The sequence below is a fragment of the Microbispora amethystogenes genome, assembly GCF_016863015.1.
GTDB classification, from domain to species: domain Bacteria; phylum Actinomycetota; class Actinomycetes; order Streptosporangiales; family Streptosporangiaceae; genus Microbispora; species Microbispora amethystogenes.
The window spans coordinates 24915-42175 of record NZ_BOOB01000028.1 but is presented as its reverse complement, the minus strand read 5'-3'; the positions used below and the strand labels follow the sequence as shown (position 1 = coordinate 42175).

At 70.0% G+C, this 17261-nt stretch carries 17 protein-coding genes; 7 read left to right on the top strand and 10 right to left on the bottom strand.

The window, feature by feature from the left end:
- Positions 1–168: 168 nt before the first annotated feature.
- Positions 169–762, top strand: coding sequence for a sigma-70 family RNA polymerase sigma factor (locus Mam01_RS19815; protein WP_117408425.1), 594 nt, complete (start codon positions 169–171; stop codon positions 760–762).
- Positions 763–853: 91 nt separating this feature from the next.
- Here the strand turns inward: Mam01_RS19815 and Mam01_RS19810 are convergent, their stop codons facing one another.
- Complete coding sequence (locus Mam01_RS19810; protein WP_204286760.1) at positions 854–1690, bottom strand: EamA family transporter; 837 nt, start codon at positions 1688–1690, stop codon at positions 854–856.
- Positions 1691–1758: 68 nt separating this feature from the next.
- Here Mam01_RS19810 and Mam01_RS19805 point away from each other — a divergent pair, with 68 nt between their 5' ends.
- The 3 genes from Mam01_RS19805 (at position 1759) to Mam01_RS19795 (ending at position 3658) form a co-directional block, all read left to right on the top strand.
- Positions 1759–2334, top strand: a complete 576-nt coding sequence (locus Mam01_RS19805; RefSeq protein ID WP_150935425.1) for a helix-turn-helix domain-containing protein — start codon at positions 1759–1761, stop codon at positions 2332–2334.
- A 147-nt stretch (positions 2335–2481) separates the two neighbouring features.
- Positions 2482–2787 (top strand): hypothetical protein, encoded by a 306-nt coding sequence (locus Mam01_RS19800; protein ID WP_204286759.1) that lies wholly within the window; start codon positions 2482–2484, stop codon positions 2785–2787.
- Between the two features lie 34 nt (positions 2788–2821).
- A complete protein-coding gene (locus Mam01_RS19795) occupies positions 2822–3658 on the top strand; it encodes a polysaccharide deacetylase family protein (RefSeq protein WP_204286758.1) in 837 nt (278 codons plus the stop codon).
- Positions 3659–3672: 14 nt separating this feature from the next.
- On the opposite strand, the gene Mam01_RS19790 is transcribed toward Mam01_RS19795, so the two are convergent.
- Positions 3673–4338: a superoxide dismutase family protein gene (locus tag Mam01_RS19790; protein ID WP_204286757.1), complete on the bottom strand. Its 666-nt coding sequence runs from the start codon at positions 4336–4338 to the stop codon at positions 3673–3675.
- Positions 4339–4475: 137 nt separating this feature from the next.
- Positions 4476–6329 (bottom strand): translational GTPase TypA, encoded by a 1854-nt coding sequence (typA, locus tag Mam01_RS19785; protein WP_150935422.1) that lies wholly within the window; start codon positions 6327–6329, stop codon positions 4476–4478.
- A 228-nt stretch (positions 6330–6557) separates the two neighbouring features.
- Between typA and Mam01_RS19780 the strand changes: the two genes are divergently transcribed.
- On the top strand, positions 6558–7313 hold the full coding sequence (locus tag Mam01_RS19780) for an alpha/beta hydrolase (RefSeq protein WP_239101446.1): 756 nt from the start codon (positions 6558–6560) through the stop codon (positions 7311–7313).
- Between the two features lie 225 nt (positions 7314–7538).
- Here the strand turns inward: Mam01_RS19780 and Mam01_RS19775 are convergent, their stop codons facing one another.
- Together Mam01_RS19775 and Mam01_RS19770 are read right to left on the bottom strand one after the other, a co-directional pair.
- Positions 7539–8975 carry an aldehyde dehydrogenase gene (locus Mam01_RS19775; RefSeq protein WP_204286756.1) on the bottom strand — a complete coding sequence of 479 codons (1437 nt, stop codon included), beginning with the start codon at positions 8973–8975 and terminating at the stop codon, positions 7539–7541.
- A gap of 160 nt (positions 8976–9135) precedes the next feature.
- Entirely contained in the window at positions 9136–12210 is a 3075-nt protein-coding gene (locus Mam01_RS19770; protein ID WP_204286755.1) for a M14 family metallopeptidase, read from the bottom strand.
- 213 nt (positions 12211–12423) lie between these two features.
- Between Mam01_RS19770 and Mam01_RS19765 the strand changes: the two genes are divergently transcribed.
- Complete coding sequence (locus Mam01_RS19765; protein WP_204286754.1) at positions 12424–13320, top strand: coiled-coil domain-containing protein; 897 nt, start codon at positions 12424–12426, stop codon at positions 13318–13320.
- On the opposite strand, the gene Mam01_RS19760 is transcribed toward Mam01_RS19765, so the two are convergent.
- Positions 13302–14582: a GH1 family beta-glucosidase gene (locus Mam01_RS19760; protein ID WP_204286786.1), complete on the bottom strand. Its 1281-nt coding sequence runs from the start codon at positions 14580–14582 to the stop codon at positions 13302–13304. The two genes, Mam01_RS19765 and Mam01_RS19760, sit on opposite strands and share 19 nt — an antisense overlap.
- A gap of 70 nt (positions 14583–14652) precedes the next feature.
- On the opposite strand from Mam01_RS19760, the gene Mam01_RS19755 reads away from it, so the two are divergent.
- On the top strand, positions 14653–15297 hold the full coding sequence (locus Mam01_RS19755; RefSeq protein WP_204286753.1) for a TetR/AcrR family transcriptional regulator: 645 nt from the start codon (positions 14653–14655) through the stop codon (positions 15295–15297).
- Between the two features lie 112 nt (positions 15298–15409).
- Here the strand turns inward: Mam01_RS19755 and Mam01_RS19750 are convergent, their stop codons facing one another.
- From Mam01_RS19750 to Mam01_RS19735, 4 genes are all read right to left on the bottom strand, one after another.
- Positions 15410–15805 carry a PIN-like domain-containing protein gene (locus Mam01_RS19750; protein WP_204286752.1) on the bottom strand — a complete coding sequence of 132 codons (396 nt, stop codon included), beginning with the start codon at positions 15803–15805 and terminating at the stop codon, positions 15410–15412.
- Positions 15806–15856: 51 nt separating this feature from the next.
- Entirely contained in the window at positions 15857–16537 is a 681-nt protein-coding gene (locus tag Mam01_RS19745) for a DUF433 domain-containing protein (RefSeq protein WP_204286751.1), read from the bottom strand.
- Between the two features lie 161 nt (positions 16538–16698).
- Complete coding sequence (locus tag Mam01_RS19740; protein ID WP_204286750.1) at positions 16699–17022, bottom strand: DUF6907 domain-containing protein; 324 nt, start codon at positions 17020–17022, stop codon at positions 16699–16701.
- On the bottom strand, positions 17019–17228 hold the full coding sequence (locus Mam01_RS19735) for a hypothetical protein (RefSeq protein ID WP_204286794.1): 210 nt from the start codon (positions 17226–17228) through the stop codon (positions 17019–17021). Before Mam01_RS19735 ends, Mam01_RS19740 begins: the two co-directional genes overlap by 4 nt.
- Positions 17229–17261 lie beyond the last annotated feature (33 nt).

Here is a 17261-nt window from a genome sequence, read left to right as displayed (position 1 = left end):
GACGGCGCTGAGCGATGGGCTGAGGGACGAGGAATGACCGCTCCGGACGAGCTAACGGCGTGCTTAGGCCCCGACCGGCACGATGTCCTTGGCAGAACAATGAACGGTCGTCCTCGCATGTGTTCGGGCCGGACGGGTAACGGGGGATAAGTTCCGTAGGGGGAAGAGATGATCTCGACCGACGAGCAGCGGCAGACATGGTTCGAGCGTGAGGTCGTGCCGGTGACGAGCCAGCTCTACGCCTCCGCCATGCGCCTGACGCGCAACCCCGCCGACGCGGAGGACCTGGTCCAGGAGACGGTCGCCAAGGCCTACACCTCCTACCACCAGTTCCGCGAGGGCACGAACCTCAAGGCGTGGCTGCACAGGATCCTGACCAACAACTTCATCAACGACTACCGGAAGAGGCAGCGGTCGCCCAAGCTGTCGGCCGCCGAGGAGATCGAGGACTGGCAGCTCGCCGCGGCGGAGTCGCACATGTCGACCGGCCTGCGCTCCGCCGAGACCGAGGCGCTCGACCTGATCCCCGACAGTGTCGTGATGAACGCCCTGCGCGCCCTGCCGGAGGAGTTCCGGGTCGCGGTCTACCTGGCCGACGTCGAGGGGTTCGCCTACAAGGAGATCGCCGACCGGATGGGCACCCCGATCGGCACCGTCATGTCCCGCCTGCACCGCGGCCGCCGGCAGCTGCGCGGAATGCTTGAGGGCTACGCCCGCGAGGAGGGCGTCGTCCGGGTCCCCGAACCCGCCTGCGCCGCCTGAGCCCGGGCTCTTCGAGCCGGGCTGCGCTGCCTGAGCCCGGGCTCTTCGAGCCGGGCTGTGCCACCTGAGCCCGGCCCCCCGGCGGGGTGGTTCAGGCGGCGGCGATGAGGGCGATCGCGCCGAGCGCGAAGCCGACGCCGGTGATCTGCACGGGGCTCAGCCGCTCGCCCAGTACGTACCTCGCCAGCAGCAGCGTGCTCGCCGGATAGAGCGACACCAGGACCGCCACCAGGGTGAGCATCCCCCGCTGCGCCGCGAAGAGATACAGCACGTTGGCGGCCATGTCGAGCACGCCGGCCACGACCGTCACCCGCAGGGAGCCCGGCGCCGGGCGCAGGCCCCTGCGCGTGGCGAGGGCGAGCAGGGCGACGAGCGTGATCGACGCGAGCCTCGCCCCCAGCAGCGGCCAGGCCCCCGAGTCGGCCGGAGCCAGCTTGAGCAGCACGAAGAACCCGCCGAAGCCCGCGCCCGACACCAGCGCGGCGACGACCGGGCCCAGCCTCGGGCGGCCGGCCCAGCCGCCCGGCTCGCGGCTGACCAGCAGCACGGCGAAGAGGCCGAGCGCGACCCCGGCCAGCGCAAGGGGCGACGGACGGTCGCCGGTGACCAGCCCGAAGACCACCGGGACCGCCATGGCGGTCGTGGCGGTGGTGGGGGCGACCACGGACATCATGCCGGTGGCCAGGCCGCGGTAGAACAGCACGATGCCGAAGGCCCCGGCGACGCCCGACGCCGTTCCCCAGAGCAGCGCCGCCGTGCTCGCATGCCCCGGCAGGATCGGGAGCAGGGCCACGACCAGCAGCATGCCGCCCAGTTGCGAGAGCACGACGACGGCCAGCACCCTCGAGCGTCTGGTGGCGAGCCCGCCGAAGAAGTCGGCCGTACCGAAGATCACCGCGCATGCGGTCGCGAGCGTGATCGCCGTCACGACCAACCCCCAAGGAAACTTCACGGATAGTGCAATGGACTGCAATGTTAGGCCAATATAGTTGACCCATGCCTGAGCCCGGGACGATCACCGCCGCCATCGCCGCGAACGTGCGCGGCCAGCGCGCCCACCGGGGGATGACCCTCGACGAACTCGCGGCCAGGTCGAACGTGAGCCGCGGCATGCTCGTGCAGATCGAGCAGGGCCGGACCAACCCCAGCGTCAACACGCTCACGCGCATCGCCGACGCGCTCGGCGTGACCCTCGCCCGGCTGGTGGAGGTCGCCGACACGCCGGTCGTCCGGATCGTGCACGAGTCGGAGGTCGTGACGTTCGAGCAGCCCGGGGGAGGCTCGGCCCGCCTGCTCGTCGGGACCGACGCGCCCGCGATCCTCGAACTGTGGGACTGGCGTCTCGCGCCGGGCGAGCACCACGACGGCGACGCGCACCCCGCGGGCACCCGCGAGATGCTCACCGTGCTGGAGGGACGGCTCACCCTCGGGGTGTACGGCCGGAGCCACGTCGTCGGGACCGGCGACGCGGTCGTGTTCAGCGCCGACCGCCCGCACCGGTACGCCAACGAGGGTGACGCGCCGCTGCGGTTCGTGATGGTCGTCACCGAACCCAGAGACCCCTCACCCTGAGCGATGCGCCGGGGCCACATGACTCACGAGTAAGGGCTGCGCGGTGACGCTGCGTGGCCGATGATTACAGAATGAATCGGAAAGCGCCGCCTCAAGCTTGGGTACATCCCTTTTTGTACGTGTCTGGTGGGCGGGGGGCGGTGCCCGGTGAGTGAGTCGCGGGTCGCGGTGGAAAAACTTCGCGCGGAACTCGCCGCGCTCGGGGTGGCCGACGCGTACGAGATCGGCGACGAGGCTACCCTCTCGGTGTGGATCGGCCTCGTCGTGACGTTCCGTGACGGTTTTTACCGTTGGCGCGAGGGTGCCGTGAAGTGCCGGCACCTGGGTACGGATCCCGCAGGGTGCGCCGTCCGGGTGGCTCGCAGACACGCCGAACTGAAGGTGGACGTGCCGCCCTGGTGGGAGGAGCTGGACAGAGTTCTGCGGGGGGGAGCCGCCGGCGGCTATCCGTGACGTTCGTGGCCCCCCGCCTGCTCCGGGGGGTCGGATGCGGATCGGATACGTGCTGCTGTCGTTGGCGCTGCTCGCCGGATGCGCCCAGAACAGGTCCGCGCCCCCGCTGCGGGGAACCGAGCGCAAGGCGGTGCGGGCCGTCGCGCCACACTTCCGTTTCGGGCCGGTGCGGCGGTTCGACGCCGACCTGCTGCGCTGGCGGCTCGCCGGGGCGCAGCGCGGAGCGCCCGGGCCGCGCCTGCCCGCGGTGCCGCCGCCCCGGCAGGTCGACTGCCGGCAGCACCGGTGCGTGGCGCTGACCTTCGACGACGGGCCCGCCGAGTACACCGGGCACGTGCTCGACCTGCTCGCCGCGCATCACGCCCGGGCCACGTTCTTCATGCTCGGCCAGATGATCACGGGGGAGACCCGGGACTTCGTCCGCCGCATGGCCTCCGAGGGGCACGAGGTCGGCAACCACTCCTGGGACCACGCCTCGCTGTCCGGCCTCTCGACCGAGGCCATGCGGCGCGAGCTGGAGCGGACCCAGGAGGCCGTACGCGCGGTCACCGGCGTGCGGATGCGGCTCATGCGCCCGCCGTACGGCGCGACGAACAAGTCGGTGGAGGAGGAGTCGAAGCAGGAGGGGCTCGCACAGATCCTGTGGGCGGTCGACACCCTCGACTGGCTCAACCGCAACCCCACGGTGATCGCCCAGCGCAGCGCCGCGGCCAAGCCGGGCGACATCGTGCTCATGCACGACATCCATCCCACGACCGTGCAGGCGCTGCCCCACCTGCTCGACGAACTCGACCGCAAGGGCTTCACGTACGTGACCGTCTCCGAACTGCTCGGCAGCCCCGCACCGGGGAAGACGTACACCAACCGCTGACGTGGCATACGGGGTCAGGCGCGCGGCCTGACCACTCCGCAGCCGATCCGCGCGCCGGCGTCGCCGGTCTTGCGGGTGGTCAGGTCAGGGCCGGTGGCGCCCATGGAGTCGGGGCGGTGGAAGTACCTCTTCGGGATGTGGGCGAAGTTGTCCGGCCCGGCGTGCACCACGACCGCGCTGCCATCGGCGTCGGCGAGGTCCTCGACCGTGAACCGGTCGGTCACGAACGAGGCGGAGGCGGTTCCGTCGTCCGCGGCCAGCAGCGGAGGCATGTCCCCGGCCCCCGCACCGTGCGTGCCCGGGCCGAGGTGGCTCCCGGCGCTGGAGAACGCCGTGCCCGTGGCCCGGTCGACGGCACGCGGGTCGCACACGCCCGCCGCGTGGACGTGGAAGCCGTGGAACCCCGGCTCGAGCCCCCGCACGCTGACGCTGACCCTGGTCTTCTCCAGGTCGTACCGCTCGAACCGGACGCTGCCCAGGACGCGCCCGGTGGCGTCCCTGATGACGGCGGCCGCCGTCTCGCCGGTGCGTGACGATGCCGCGGAAGCGGCGGACGCCCGGGGGACGGCCGTGCCGGCCCGTCCCAGGGCGAGGCCGCCGGGCAGCGTGAGCACCAGCGCGAGTCCCAGCGGGAGACCCAGGGCGACACGCGGTGGGGCGAAACGGGGTGGGCGAGGCATGGTCGCTGTCCTCCTCAGACGCTTGACGCATCCGACAGCAGAGCACGGCGAGCCGAGCCGAGGAGGAGGAACGACGCCGTCCGTACCCGTCGTTTACCCGCTCTTGGCGTCGCGGGCCGGGTGATCAGACGGCGAGGTCAGTTGGCTCGCTTGGCGCGGGCGGCGGCGCGGCCCCGGCTGGAGGAGTCGAGGACGACCTTCCGGATGCGCACGGTCTGCGGGGTGATCTCCACGCACTCGTCGTCGCGGATGAACTCCAGGGCCTGCTCCAGCGACAGCACGCGCGGCGGGATCAGCTTCTCGGTCTCCTCGCTGGTGGAGGAGCGCATGTTCGTGAGCTTCTTCTCCTTGGTGATGTTCACGTCCATGTCGTCCGAGCGCGAGTTCTCGCCCACGATCATGCCCTCGTACACCTCGGTGCTGGGAGAGATGAACAGGGTGCCGCGCTCCTGCAGGTTCATCATGGCGAACGCGGTGACCTGGCCCGCCCGGTCGGCGACCAGCGAACCGGTGTTGCGGGTGCGCAGCTCGCCGAACCACGGCTCGTAGCCGTCGAAGACGTGGTGGACCAGGCCGGTGCCCCGGGTCTCGGTGAGGAACTCGGTGCGGAAACCGATCAGGCCGCGCGACGGCACCACGAACTCCATCCGGATCCAGCCGGTGCCGTGGTTCGTCATGTGCTCCATGCGGCCCTTGCGTACGGCCAGGAGCTGGGTGACCGCGCCCAGGTACTCCTCGGGGCAGTCGACGGTGAGGCGCTCGACCGGCTCGTGCAGCTTCCCGTCGATCGTCCTCGTCACGACCTGCGGCTTGCCGACGGTCAGCTCATAGCCCTCGCGGCGCATCTGCTCCACCAGGATCGCCAGGGCGAGCTCGCCGCGGCCCTGGACCTCCCACGCGTCCGGGGTCTCGGTGGGCAGGACGCGCAGCGAGACATTGCCGACCAGTTCCTTGTCGAGGCGGTCCTTCACCAGGCGGGCGGTGACCTTGGCGCCCTTGACCTTGCCCACCAGGGGGCTGGTGTTGGTGCCGATCGTCATGGAGATCGCCGGCTCGTCGACCGTGATCAGCGGCAGCGGGCGCGGGTCGTCCGGGTCGGCCAGGGTCTCGCCGATCATGATGTCCGGGATGCCGGCGATGGCGATGATGTCGCCCGGCCCGGCCTCCTCGGCGGGCTTGCGCTCCAGCGCCTCGGTCATCAGCAGCTCGGAGATCTTGACGCGCTGGACGGTGCCGTCGGTGCGGCACCAGGCGACCTGCTGGCCCTTGCGGATGGTGCCGTGGTGGACGCGGCACAGCGCGATCCGGCCCAGGTAGCTGGAGGCGTCGAGGTTGGTGACGTGCGCCTGGAGCGGCGCGGAGGGGTCGTACACCGGCGCCGGGATCGTCCGCTTGATCGTCTCGAACAGCGGCTCGAGGTCGTCCGAGTCGGGCATGCCGCCGTCGGCGGGACGCGCCAGCGACGCCCGGCCGGCCTTGGCCGAGGCATACACGATCGGGAAGTCGATCTGCTCCTCGGTGGCGTCGAGGTCGATGAACAGCTCGTACACCTCGTCGACGACCTCGGCGATCCGGGCGTCCGGCCGGTCGACCTTGTTGATGCACAGGATGACCGGCATCTTCGCCGACAGCGCCTTGCGCAGCACGAAGCGGGTCTGGGGCAGCGGGCCCTCGGAGGCGTCCACCAGGAGCACGACGCCGTCCACCATCGACAGCCCGCGCTCGACCTCGCCGCCGAAGTCGGCGTGGCCGGGGGTGTCGATGATGTTCAGCGTCATGCCGCCGTGCCTGACGGCGGTGTTCTTGGCGAGAATGGTGATGCCCTTCTCGCGCTCCAGGTCGTTGGAGTCCATCACGCGCTCGTCCACGTCCTGGTTGGCCCGGAACGCGCCGGACTGCCAGAGCATGGCGTCGACCAGCGTGGTCTTGCCGTGGTCGACGTGCGCGATGATCGCGATGTTCCGCAGGTCGTCGCGGGTGTTCATAGGCATAGGGAAGTCTCGCTCTGGTTCGTCGGGGTGTCGTCCGCGTCCCGGGACCGAAGCGAGACGCACAGCAGCCGCAAGACGCGGCCATACCAGTTTAGTTGATCCCGATCGCCACCACGCGCCGACGGCTCCGGGACCCTCGATCTCAACGCCTGCGCCGCGGCCCGCATTCCATGGTCTGGCGGCCGCCTGGCGGGGGACGTGTGACATGGGGGAAATAAGGTCGGAGGCATGGCTCTCGCTGCTGCTTACGGAGCGATGCTGCGCACCGCGGACGGTGTCCGCATCGACGCGGCGCACACGCCCAACGGATCTCTCGACCTCGGCGTCGTGGTCGCGCACGGGTTCACCGGCACGTGGAGAGGGCTGGACACCCGACGCATCGTGCACGTCCTGTCGAGGTTCGGCGGCGTGGTGTCGTTCGACTTCCGGGGCCACGGACGCTCCGGCGGCCGGTCGACCGTGGGCGACCTGGAGGTCCTCGACATGGACGCGGCGGTCAAGCACGCCCGCTCGATCGGTTACCGCCGCATCGTCACGCTCGGCTTCTCGATGGGCGCGGCCGTCGCCGTACGGCACGCCGCGCTGCACCGGGGCGTGGACGCGGTGGTCGCGGTGAGCGGCCCGGCCCGCTGGTACTACCGGGGCACCAAGCCCATGCGCCAGGTCCACTGGGCGATCGAGCGCTGGCACGGGCGGCTGGCGGTCCGGCTGGCCAAGCGGACCAGGATCGCGGTGGAGGGATGGGACCCCGTGCCGCTCCCGCCGCACGAGGCGGTGGCGATGATCGCCCCCACGCCGCTGCTGATCGTGCACGGCGACCGGGACCCGTTCTTCCCCGTCGAACACGCCTACCAGCTCTACGAGAGCGCCGGGGAGCCGAAGGAGCTGTGGATCGAGCCCGGCTACGGCCACGCCGAGGCCGCGGCCACCCCCGACCTGGTCCGCAGAATTGGTCACTGGATTTCGCGAACCAAATCCGCATAAGGGTCGTCTATACGTACGCACAACCCGTTGGTGAAGCGGGAAACACCGAGCGAGCCTGAGGGGCGCGCCGGGAAACACAGCGTCGCGGGGGCGCGCTGAGTTGTCTGCCGGCTCGGTGCGGCATGCGTGCCGCACCGGGCCGGAGGGACGCTAGGGAGTGTCTGACAAATGCTGCCCGTCGCGAGCTGGGCCACGCGCAGCAGGGCTTGATTTGTCAGACACGACCTAGCCGAGGCGGGCGATGGACTTGTGCTCCAGGTAGGCCGACAGGCCCTCGGGGCCGAGTTCGCGGCCGAGGCCGCTGGCCTTGAACCCGCCGAACGGCGTGTTGGGGTCGAGCGTGTGCATCGTGTTGACGCCGTACGTGCCGGTGCGCACCCGGCGGGCGATCTCCATGCCGTGCTCGGCGTCGCCGGTCCAGACCGAGCCCGACAGCCCGTAGTCGCTGTCGTTCGCGATCCGCACCGCGTCCGCCTCGTCCTCGTACGGGATCACTGTGAGGACCGGGCCGAAGATCTCCTCGCGGGCGATGCGCATGTCGTTGGTGGCGTCGGCGAAGACGGTGGGGGCGACGTACCAGCCCCGGTCGTACGGCCGGTCGAGGCCGCCGACGACGGGCTTGGCGCCCTCCTCGACGCCCGCCCTGATGTAGCCCTCGACCCGCTCCTGCTGCCGCCGGGCCACGAGCGGGCCGATGCCGGTGGCCGGGTCGGCGGGGTCGCCCACCCGCTGGCTCGTCACCATGTGGGCGACGGCCTGCACCACCTCGTCGTACCGGGCGCGGGAGGCGAGGACGCGGGTCTGCGCCACGCACGCCTGGCCGTTGTTCATCAGCGTGGCCATCGTCAGCATGCCCATCGCCGAGGACAGGTCGCAGTCGTCCAGGATGATGGCCGCCGACTTGCCGCCCAGCTCCAGCGTGCACCGCTTGAGCCGCTCGCCGCAGATCGCGGCGATCCGGCGGCCGGCGGCGGTCGAGCCGGTGAAGGCGACCTTGTCGACGCCCGGGTGGGAGACGAGGTGCTCGCCCGCCTCGCGGCCGGCCGGGACGATGTTCACGACCCCGCCGGGGATCCCGGCGTCGTGGATCATCTCGGCGAGCAGGTAGGCGTCGAGGGGCGTCTCGGGGGCGGGCTTGAGCACGACGGCGCAGCCCGCGACGAGCGCCGGGGCGAGCTTGCTCATGGTGACGAACTGGGGGACGTTCCAGGGGACCACGGCCGCGACGACGCCGACCGGCTCACGGCGGACGGTCACCGGGCCGAACAGGCCGGGCCGCTCCTCCTCGACGGGGAACGCGGCGCCGAGACCGGCGAAGTACTTCAGCATGCCCAGGGGCTGCGGCGTCTGGGCGAGCCGGGAGAACGTGATCGGGGCGCCCATCTCCAGCGTGATCAGCTCGGCCATCTCGGCCTGGCGCGCCTCGTAGATCTCCGCGAGCCGTCCCACCGCCGCCGCGCGCTCGGCCATCGTCGTCCGCGGCCACGGCCCGTTGTCGAAGGCGTCCCTGGCCGCCGCGACCGCGCGGTCCATGTCGGCCGCGGTGCCGTCCGGGACCCGGCCGACGACCTCCTCGGTGTGCGGGGAGACCACCTCGATCGTGCCCGTGCCCGCGGGGGTCACCCAGTCGCCGCCGACGAACAGCGTGTCGTGCTGCCGCATGCCTGCCTCCCGATCGGGCGCGCGCTTGACCACACACGGAGACCGAATCATGTTCTGCTCGGTGTTGGCAAGAGCCGACGCCGGTGTCGGTGCGAGCGCGACCGTGGCCCGGCCCCCGCCGTACGGCGAGGACCGGGCCACGGGTTCTCCGGCGGGAGCCCTACGGAAGGGCCGGCCCGAGCAGGTGCCGCATCGACCGGCGGACCAGGTCGGTCCGCATGGCCTGGGTCGTGGCGCCCTCGGCGCCGAAGCCGAAATAGACCGTGTCCTTCGTGGTGACGCCCGCGCCGTCCTCCAGCGTCTGGTCGCTGCGCGTCCAGTCGTTCAGCGCCTCCGCCGAGCCCGGGGGCGGGCCCGCGACGGTCCAGCCGCCGAGGCCGTCCTCGAACGAGGTCTGCGAGACGACCGCGCCGTCGGCCTTGACCGTCGCGTCGTCCAGCCAGACGCCGAGGCCCTGGGTGCCCCAGTCACTGATGTAGGAGATCGACACCTCGACCTGCTTGCCGGCGTAGGCCGTCAGGTCGATCGTCCACTGCTGCCAGCCGTTCGACGGGCCGGAGGCGGCGTGCCACGCGCCGGTGGTGCCGGTCGCCGTGCACGACGAGGCGCCGTCGTACGTCTGGTAGTGGGCGGTGAACGGGTGGAGGTCCGCCCAGCCGCTGGCGCAGCTCTCACCGGGCTCGTCCGAGGTGTGCCCGTTGGCGTCGGGGAGCGTCGTCCAGTCGTCCTGGCCGGCCGTGTGCGCCTCGACGGTCAGGAAGTCCCAGTCCGGCTCGGTGTTGTACGACGTCCAGAACGACAGCTCGCCGCTGGTCTTACCGGTGAGGTCGATCGTCCTCGTCAGCCGCTTGTACGACTGGTCGGCCTGGCCGCTCTGCACGTCCCACGCGCCGGTGTGCGGCGCGAAGGGCGACCCCCCGGCGTACTGCCACTTCAGCGGGGCCGAACTGGCGAACTGCGGGAACCGGCCGACCGGCAGCACCGACGAGGTCGTGACGAACGCGGAGGTGTTGTCCTGGTTCCCGGGCGAGTCGCCGCCGTTGAGGGTGCCGAGGAACCCGGCGAAGGCGCCGCTCGTGCCCTTCAGCGGCACCGTGGCGCCGTCCGCGTCCTGGCCGCCGCCCTCGACGAAGGTGTAGGCGCCGAGGTAGTACTGCACGAAGTCGTTGCTGAGCGCCAGGCACGGCGGCTTGCTCAGCGTCGTGCATTCGGGTTGCGCCGGATAGTCCGGCTCGTACCAGTAGGCGCCGTCAACGTTCTGGGCGTACAACGCGTACTTGCCGGTGACGAGCAGTTTGCCGCCCTCGTTGAGGTAGTCGCGGAACGCCAGTTCCAGCTCCTCGGCCAGGTTGGCGGCGGTGCCGCCGGGCTGCCCGGCCGCGCGGGGGATGATGTCGTCGCCGGTCTCCCAGATGACCGCCTTGTAGTGGCTCAGGACCCCGAGCGGGTGGGGCGCCTTCCGGCCGTTTTTGTCCACGTCGTACACGTCGGAGGAGTAGCCGGACCCGGTCAGCGCCGTGACGTAGGCGGCGGCGTACTTCGCCTCGGTCGCGCCCTGGGCGGGGCTGATCCCCGTGACGTCCTCCGCCGCGACGACCAGGACCTTCCCGCCGATGTCCGTGGAGACCCGGTAGGTGAAGTCGTCGCTCTTCTTCAGGAGCGAGGTGAACCACACCTTCACCCGGTCACCGGGTTTGGCGCCCTTCACCGTGCCCCTGAGCTGGTGGAAGTAGGTGTCGTAGCCTTCGCCGTACCGCTCGCCGCCCTTCCACTCGCTCGTCGGCGCGATCTTCGTCCGCCCGCCGTTGATCTGGTAGTTGAGGAGGACGGGCCCGAGTTTGCGCTTGGCGTCGACCTGCACGACCTGGTCGGTGCCGTAGCCGACGTCGAACGGGTCGACGACGAAGTCGGGGACCGTGTTGCCGAGGTGGCTGACCGGCTCGGCCGGGTTCGGCGCCGACTTCGCGACGTCCAGCGCGAACGGCAGCTGCTTTTCGAACTCGGCCTGCACCAGCGCCTCGTCGTCGGGGAAGACGAAGCCGCAGCCGTCGCAGCCCTCCTCCAGCTCCGGCGTCCAGGCGAGCGTGCCGTACGCCTTGTGCGCGTGGTCGGTGGTCTCGCCGTTGGTGGTGTAGAGCTCGGCGCCGACGCCGGGGTCGAAGCCGGGGATCGCGGGCTTCTCGTCGGTCCCGGTCAGTGCCAGGTAGACGGGGTCGTCCGCGGTCGTCGTCTGGACCTGCCACCCCTGCGGATAGAGCAGCAGCGGGCCGTACGAGTGGTAGTTGACCTGGGCCTTGAAGCGGAGCCGCCTGAGCAGGCCGTCCATGGCCTTCGTCTCGGGCTCCGACGCCGGGGCGGTGCCACGGTAGGTCTCGCTGCTGAGGACGCTGGAGGAGCCCTCCTCGTCGTACCCCCACTTGGTGGGGTAGTTGCGGTTGGGGTCGACCCCGTCGACGCCGGTGATCGCGCCGTCGCCGTCGTTGTCGCGGAGGTTCTTGCGCCAGAGCCGGTTGCCCTCGGTGAAGGTGAAGTCGTAGCCGTCGGGGTTGGCCACCGGCACGAACCACACCTCGGTGGTGGCCAGCAGCTTCGCGACGTCGGCCTTGCCCTTGTTGGCCACCAGATACTTCAGCAGCCGCATGTCGACCTCGGTCGCGATCCACTCCCGGGCGTGCTGGGTGGCGGAGTAGAGCACGGCGGGCTTCAGGCCGTCGGGCAGCACCCGGGCCAGCGCGGTCAGCTTGAGGGCGAGGATGTCCTTGCCCTGGACGGTCTTACCGATCGACTCCAGCTTCGCGACGTCCTTGTTGGCGTCGGCGATGGCCCTGAGCTGGTCGGCGATGCCGCCCTTCTCCGAGTAGGACCTCCACACGGTGTATCCGCCGGCCGCCTGCGCCCGGGCCGCCTGCAGCTGTGTCTGGCCCTGGGGGTTGCGAACCGGTTGCGGCCGGTAGCCGAGGATCTGGAGCTTCTTGACGTCGGCGGGGGTCGCCGTCAGCTCGACGTGCTCCTTGTCACCCGTGTTGTCGCGTGAGGGGTGCTGCTGGACGACGTCGAAGCCCTTCTGGTTCAGCGTGGCCGCGGTTCCGGGCGCGCTGTCGAGCTGGTAGAGGTCGATCTGGTCCGTAGGCGGGAGCGGGTCGCCCTGGCCGGCCTGCGCCGGCGCGGCCGGCGCCAGGAGCGCCGCGCCGAGAGCCACGGTGGCCAGGGTCGAGACGATCACTCGTCGGGACATCGATGAGCCCTTCGTGAGGGGTGGCGATCTCCCGAATCTCCGCCGGGGTCAATCCGCGTTCAAGTGCAGTAAGGCGACGCGTAAGTCTCGAATCGATCACAGAACGCGGAACCCGACGATTGCCTGCTTTAAACCCAACAGTTTCTCCTGTTCCGGTAGCAGACATATAGATCGTCTCCTATAGTTTCGGACCGAATCCGAGTGGAGGTCGACGTGCGGTCGGGACGCTGGGCCAGGCTGGCGGTGGTGACCACCGCTCTCCTCGCCGCACCCTCTGTCTCGGGCGTGTTCACCGCCTCGGCCGAGCCCGGCCAGCAGGCCAAACTGGCCAAGCTGACGAAGGAGGCCGCCGCGCTGCAGAAGCAGTACCGCGGTGAGATCCTCAGCTTGGAGGACGCTGAACTGGCCGCCAAGAAGGCGTCCGCCAAGGTCGGGAAGCTGAAGGTGGACCTGCTCGCGGCCCAGCGGGCGGTCACCCAGTTCGCCCAGACCTCCTACATGAGCGGAGGCATGGACGCCTCACAGCTCTTCTCGGTGTCGGGCGACCTGAGCTCGCTGTCGACGCTGGCCTACCTGGGCGACGCGAAGTCGGAGCGGCTCAACGGCCTCAGGGAGCTGGTCGCCAAGCAGCGGAAGGCGGCCCGCGACGCCGACGGCGAGATCGACAAGCTGCAGCGCCACATCAAGGAGCTGAAGGCGAAGCGGCGCCAGATCGAGACCCTGATGGCGAAGTACGGCTTCCAGACCCCCGACGCCGGCAGCGGCCTGACCCAGCGCATGGTCACCGTCCGCAACGCGATCATGTCGCAGTTCCCGATGCCGTTCAGCGTCGGCTGCCTGCGGGCGGGCGACCCGGGGGAGCACGGCAAGGGCCGGGCCTGCGACTTCATGATGAGCAGCGGCGGCCGCATGCCCGACGCGGTGGCCAAGGAGCGGGGCGACGCCCTCGCCCAGTGGTGCATCCAGCACGCGAGCCAGTACGGGATTATGTACATCATCTGGCAGCAGCGCTTCTACGACATGCGCACCGGGGCCGGGTGGCGGATGATGTCCGACCGCGGAGGGATCACCGCCAACCACTACGACCACGTTCACGTGTCGGTGCTCTGATCCTTCAGGTAGTCCGCGAACCAGTGGTAGGACGCCTTCGGGGTGCGCCTCTGGGTCTCGAAGTCGACGTGGACCAGGCCGAACCGCTGGTGGTAGCCCTCGGCCCACTCGAAGTTGTCCAGCAGCGACCAGACGAAGTAGCCGCGCACGTCCGCGTCCGCCTCCCGCATCGCCCGGATGTGGCCGTCGAGATAGGCGATCCGCTCCTGGTCGTCCAGGCCGTCGTACGAGCAGCCGTTCTCGGTGACGTAGACGGGCGGGAGCGCGTCGCCGTACCGGGCGGTGAGGGAGCCGAGCAGTTCGCGCAGGCCGCCGGGGACGACGGGCCAGCCGAAGGCCGTCGCGGGATAACCGGTGATCGGCTCGAACTCGAACGGCAGGTCGCCCCCGCCGGGGCCGGAGATCCGCGTCGGCATGTAGTAGTTGACCCCCAGGCCGTCGAGCGGCTGGGCGATCGTCTCCAGGTCGCCTGACTTCACGGGCAGCTCGACGCCGTACGCCGACAGGTCGGGGTAGGCGCCGGTGAGGACCGGGTCGTTGAACAGCCGGTTGTGCAGGATGTCGTACGCCTCGGCGGCGGCGAGGTCCTGCTCGGAATCGGAGGCGGGCCAGACGGGCGTGCAGTTGTTCGTGATGAGCACGTCGCGCGCTCCGGCCGCCCGCAGCGCCTGCGTGGCCAGGCCGTGGCCGAGCAGCTGGTGGTGGGCCACGGGCAGCGCGCCGAGCATGAGCGCCCTGCCGGGGGCGTGCATGCCGAGGGCGTATCCGTACACCATGTGGACGAACGGCTCGTTCAGCGTGATCCACATGGAGACCCGGTCGGCGAGCCGGTCGGCCACGACGGCGGCGTAGTCGGCGAAACAGCGGGACGTGTCGCGGTCGAGCCAGCCGCCCTCGTCCTCCAGCGCCTGCGGCAGGTCCCAGTGGAAGAGCGTCGGGACCGGGGTGATCCCCTTCTCGAGGAGCGCGTCCACGAGGCGGTCGTAGAAGTCGAGCCCGGCCTGGTTGACCCGGCCCCGGCCGGTCGGCAGGATTCGCGGCCAGGAGATCGAGAACCGGTAGGCGCCGACCCCGAGGCCGGCCATCAGGGCGACGTCCTCGGCGTACCGGTGATAGTGGTCGCAGGCCACGTCTCCGGTGTGTCCGTCACGCGTTTTGTGTGGCGTATGGGAGAAGGTGTCCCAGACGGAGGGGCCCCGGCCGTCCTCCGCGACGGCTCCCTCGATCTGGTAGGACGCCGTCGCCGTACCCCACAGGAACATGCCGTCTCCCGTTATCATGAGTGTTACTCGCGTTAACGTAGCCGTCCGGTGGGCGGGAGACAATGGCGTCATGACCACAGGGGGAACGTTGCGCCGGCGGCCCGCCCAGCGCCGCAGCCAGGAGCGCGTGGAGCGCATGCTGGACGAGTGCGCCGGGCTGCTCGACGAGGTGGGGTACGAGGCGCTGACGACCAAGGAGGTCGCCCGCCGGGCCGGGGTGCCGATCGGCACCTTCTACCAGTTCTTCACGGACAAGCAGAGCCTGGTCCGCGCGCTCGCGCTGCGGAACCTGGAGGCGTACCTGGACCGGATGGCGACCCTGCTGGCGGACGCACGCCTTTCCGACTGGGCCGGTGCGGTCGACCTCGGCATCGACGAGTTCGTCCGGATGAAGCGCACCATGCCCGGCTTCGGGGTGGTGGACTTCGGCGAGGTGCTCGCCGCCCCCGGCGGCCCGGCCCTGCCCGGCACCCAGCGGATGCTGGACGAGGCCCTGGAGAACAACGTGATCGTGGCCGACCGGCTGCGCTCGATGATGGTGGAGGTGCTCGGCGTCGTGCCGGGCGACGGCCTGTCCCGCGCCTTCGTGGTCGCCGTCGAGGCCGCCGACGCCGTGCTCAAGCTGGCCTTCCGCGCCCACCCGGACGGCGACTCCGACCTCATCGCCGAATGCAAACGCCTCGTCCGCCGCTACCTCTCCGACCACCTTCAATAGACACGCGAAAGCCGGGCCACCACCTGCGGAGGTCAACCCGGCTTCACTTCGCGACCCCGAGTGGGCCGCGCATGGTTCAGGATATTGAGCTTCGGCCGACTGCACAGCAGCTTCAGGCCGACTTGCGGTCCCTGATGCTCATCGCGTTCAGGCGCGGCTCGGAGACAGCCATGAACCAGGGGCCCGGCCCTCGCTCCTTGATCTCGCGTTCGATGTCGTCCCATCTGCGGACCAGCAGACGCATCGTGTCCCAGTTGGACAAGTCCTTCTTGCCGGCGATCCAGAAGACGCGCAGCCCATGCTCGGCGTACAGCAACGCCTTCGCGTGCTTGCTGCGGATCCTCTTGTCCCGCGTGATCACAACCAGGTCTCTCGACGCCACTTTCGGGATCCAGTCGTCATCCAATGTGCCGAGGGGGACCTCGGGTATGAGGCGATGCCCGGTGTGGATCACGTCGCGGCGCAGCAGTGCCAGGGCCCTGCCGACTCCAAGCGATGTCTCGTCCACGAAAAACCGTAGATCCTGTGGATGAATGGGGGGCATTCACGTGTCCGTACGTCAGGCACTATGGCGTTGCTCGAACCGGACCGCCGCGCGCACGTGCTCGAGTGGAAGGTCGTACAACTCCGCGACGAGTTCCTCCGGGTCCCCGGCCCGTACCTGCTCGGCGATCACCTCGGTGGGTACGGATCGAACCGCAGGCTCGCCGAACGCCCGAGCGGGATCGATAAGGACCTGAGGGTATTCAGGGTCGGGGAGCATGCGTACGGCTGCGCCGTCGTCGTCGAACTGCATCGCGTTGACGTACAACTCGGCAGGTGGGGTCAGCATGTACTGGCCGTTCCGAACGACGACAAGTTGCAGCTCCCGGTCCAGGTGGACCTCGTCCTGAATGCGTTTGACCAGTTCCTTGCCCATTGGTGTGAGCAGGCTCGCGGAGTGCGCAAGGGGGTACCGGGAGTCGGTCTGAGCGCGCAGTGCTTCGATGGCCGGCCTCATGTTGAGGATCGGAACGCCTGCGTCACGAAACTCGGATAGCAGGCGGGTTTCGACAAATTCACCCCAGGTGACGACATCTGCCCCTGTGGGCGTCTCGCGCACAATCGGTCGATAATCTCTCCCGCGGCGCGAATACCCGTCGATCCATCTCCGGGCGGTGCCGTGGGGAAGGCCAAGCAGGCGATCCACCTGGGACATCGTGTAGAGAGGTCGCTCCAGCACATCGACTACAGCGTCCATGGCGATTATCTCTCCTATCCATTGAAGTCCCAGTAGTTGCTCGCACAGGTAAGCGATTATCGCACTGCGACATCGGCGATGCAGAGCGTATTGCGCGGTGAGGCGCGGAGTTCTGGCCCGCCTGCCGTACGGGGGCACACGGCAGGCGGGCTGGAAACCGATCAGGCGGCGGAGGGCGGGGTCTCCATGGCGCTGATGGCGGCGAGGCCGATCAGACGAAGGCCGAGGCGTTCGGCCTCGGCGGCCGTCAGCATGGCGACGGGCAGGTCGTCCAGTTGGAGATGGATGAGGGGGCCGTCGTCGCGCGGCGTGAGGACCAGGTCGAGCCACAACCGCTGGCACTCGCCGTTGGCGCACCGCGGGTGTCTGCTGCACTCGACCGCATGAAGCCAGCCGTTGTGAATCCGTGCGCCCGGCCGTTCGCCGATGTGCGCCTCGATGCACCAGGGCGGGCAGGTTCGGTGGCGTAGCGCCGCGAGGATCACGACGTCACCGCCGTCGTGTCGGCCAGGCTCTCCTGCTCGGCGATGGCCCGGCAGAGCGCTTGCAGGTCGTCGCCGTCGACCGTACGCAGGGCTCCGGCGTCCTCGGCCTCCTGGGGGAAGCGGCGCTCGCGGGTTGCCCAGAATCGGCCGGCGTCGCTTCGCATGATCCGCCAACCGGCGAAGGCCGTACCTCTAGTGTTTGTCACGGGTCAGGAGCTCCTTCCTGATCAAGGGACCCG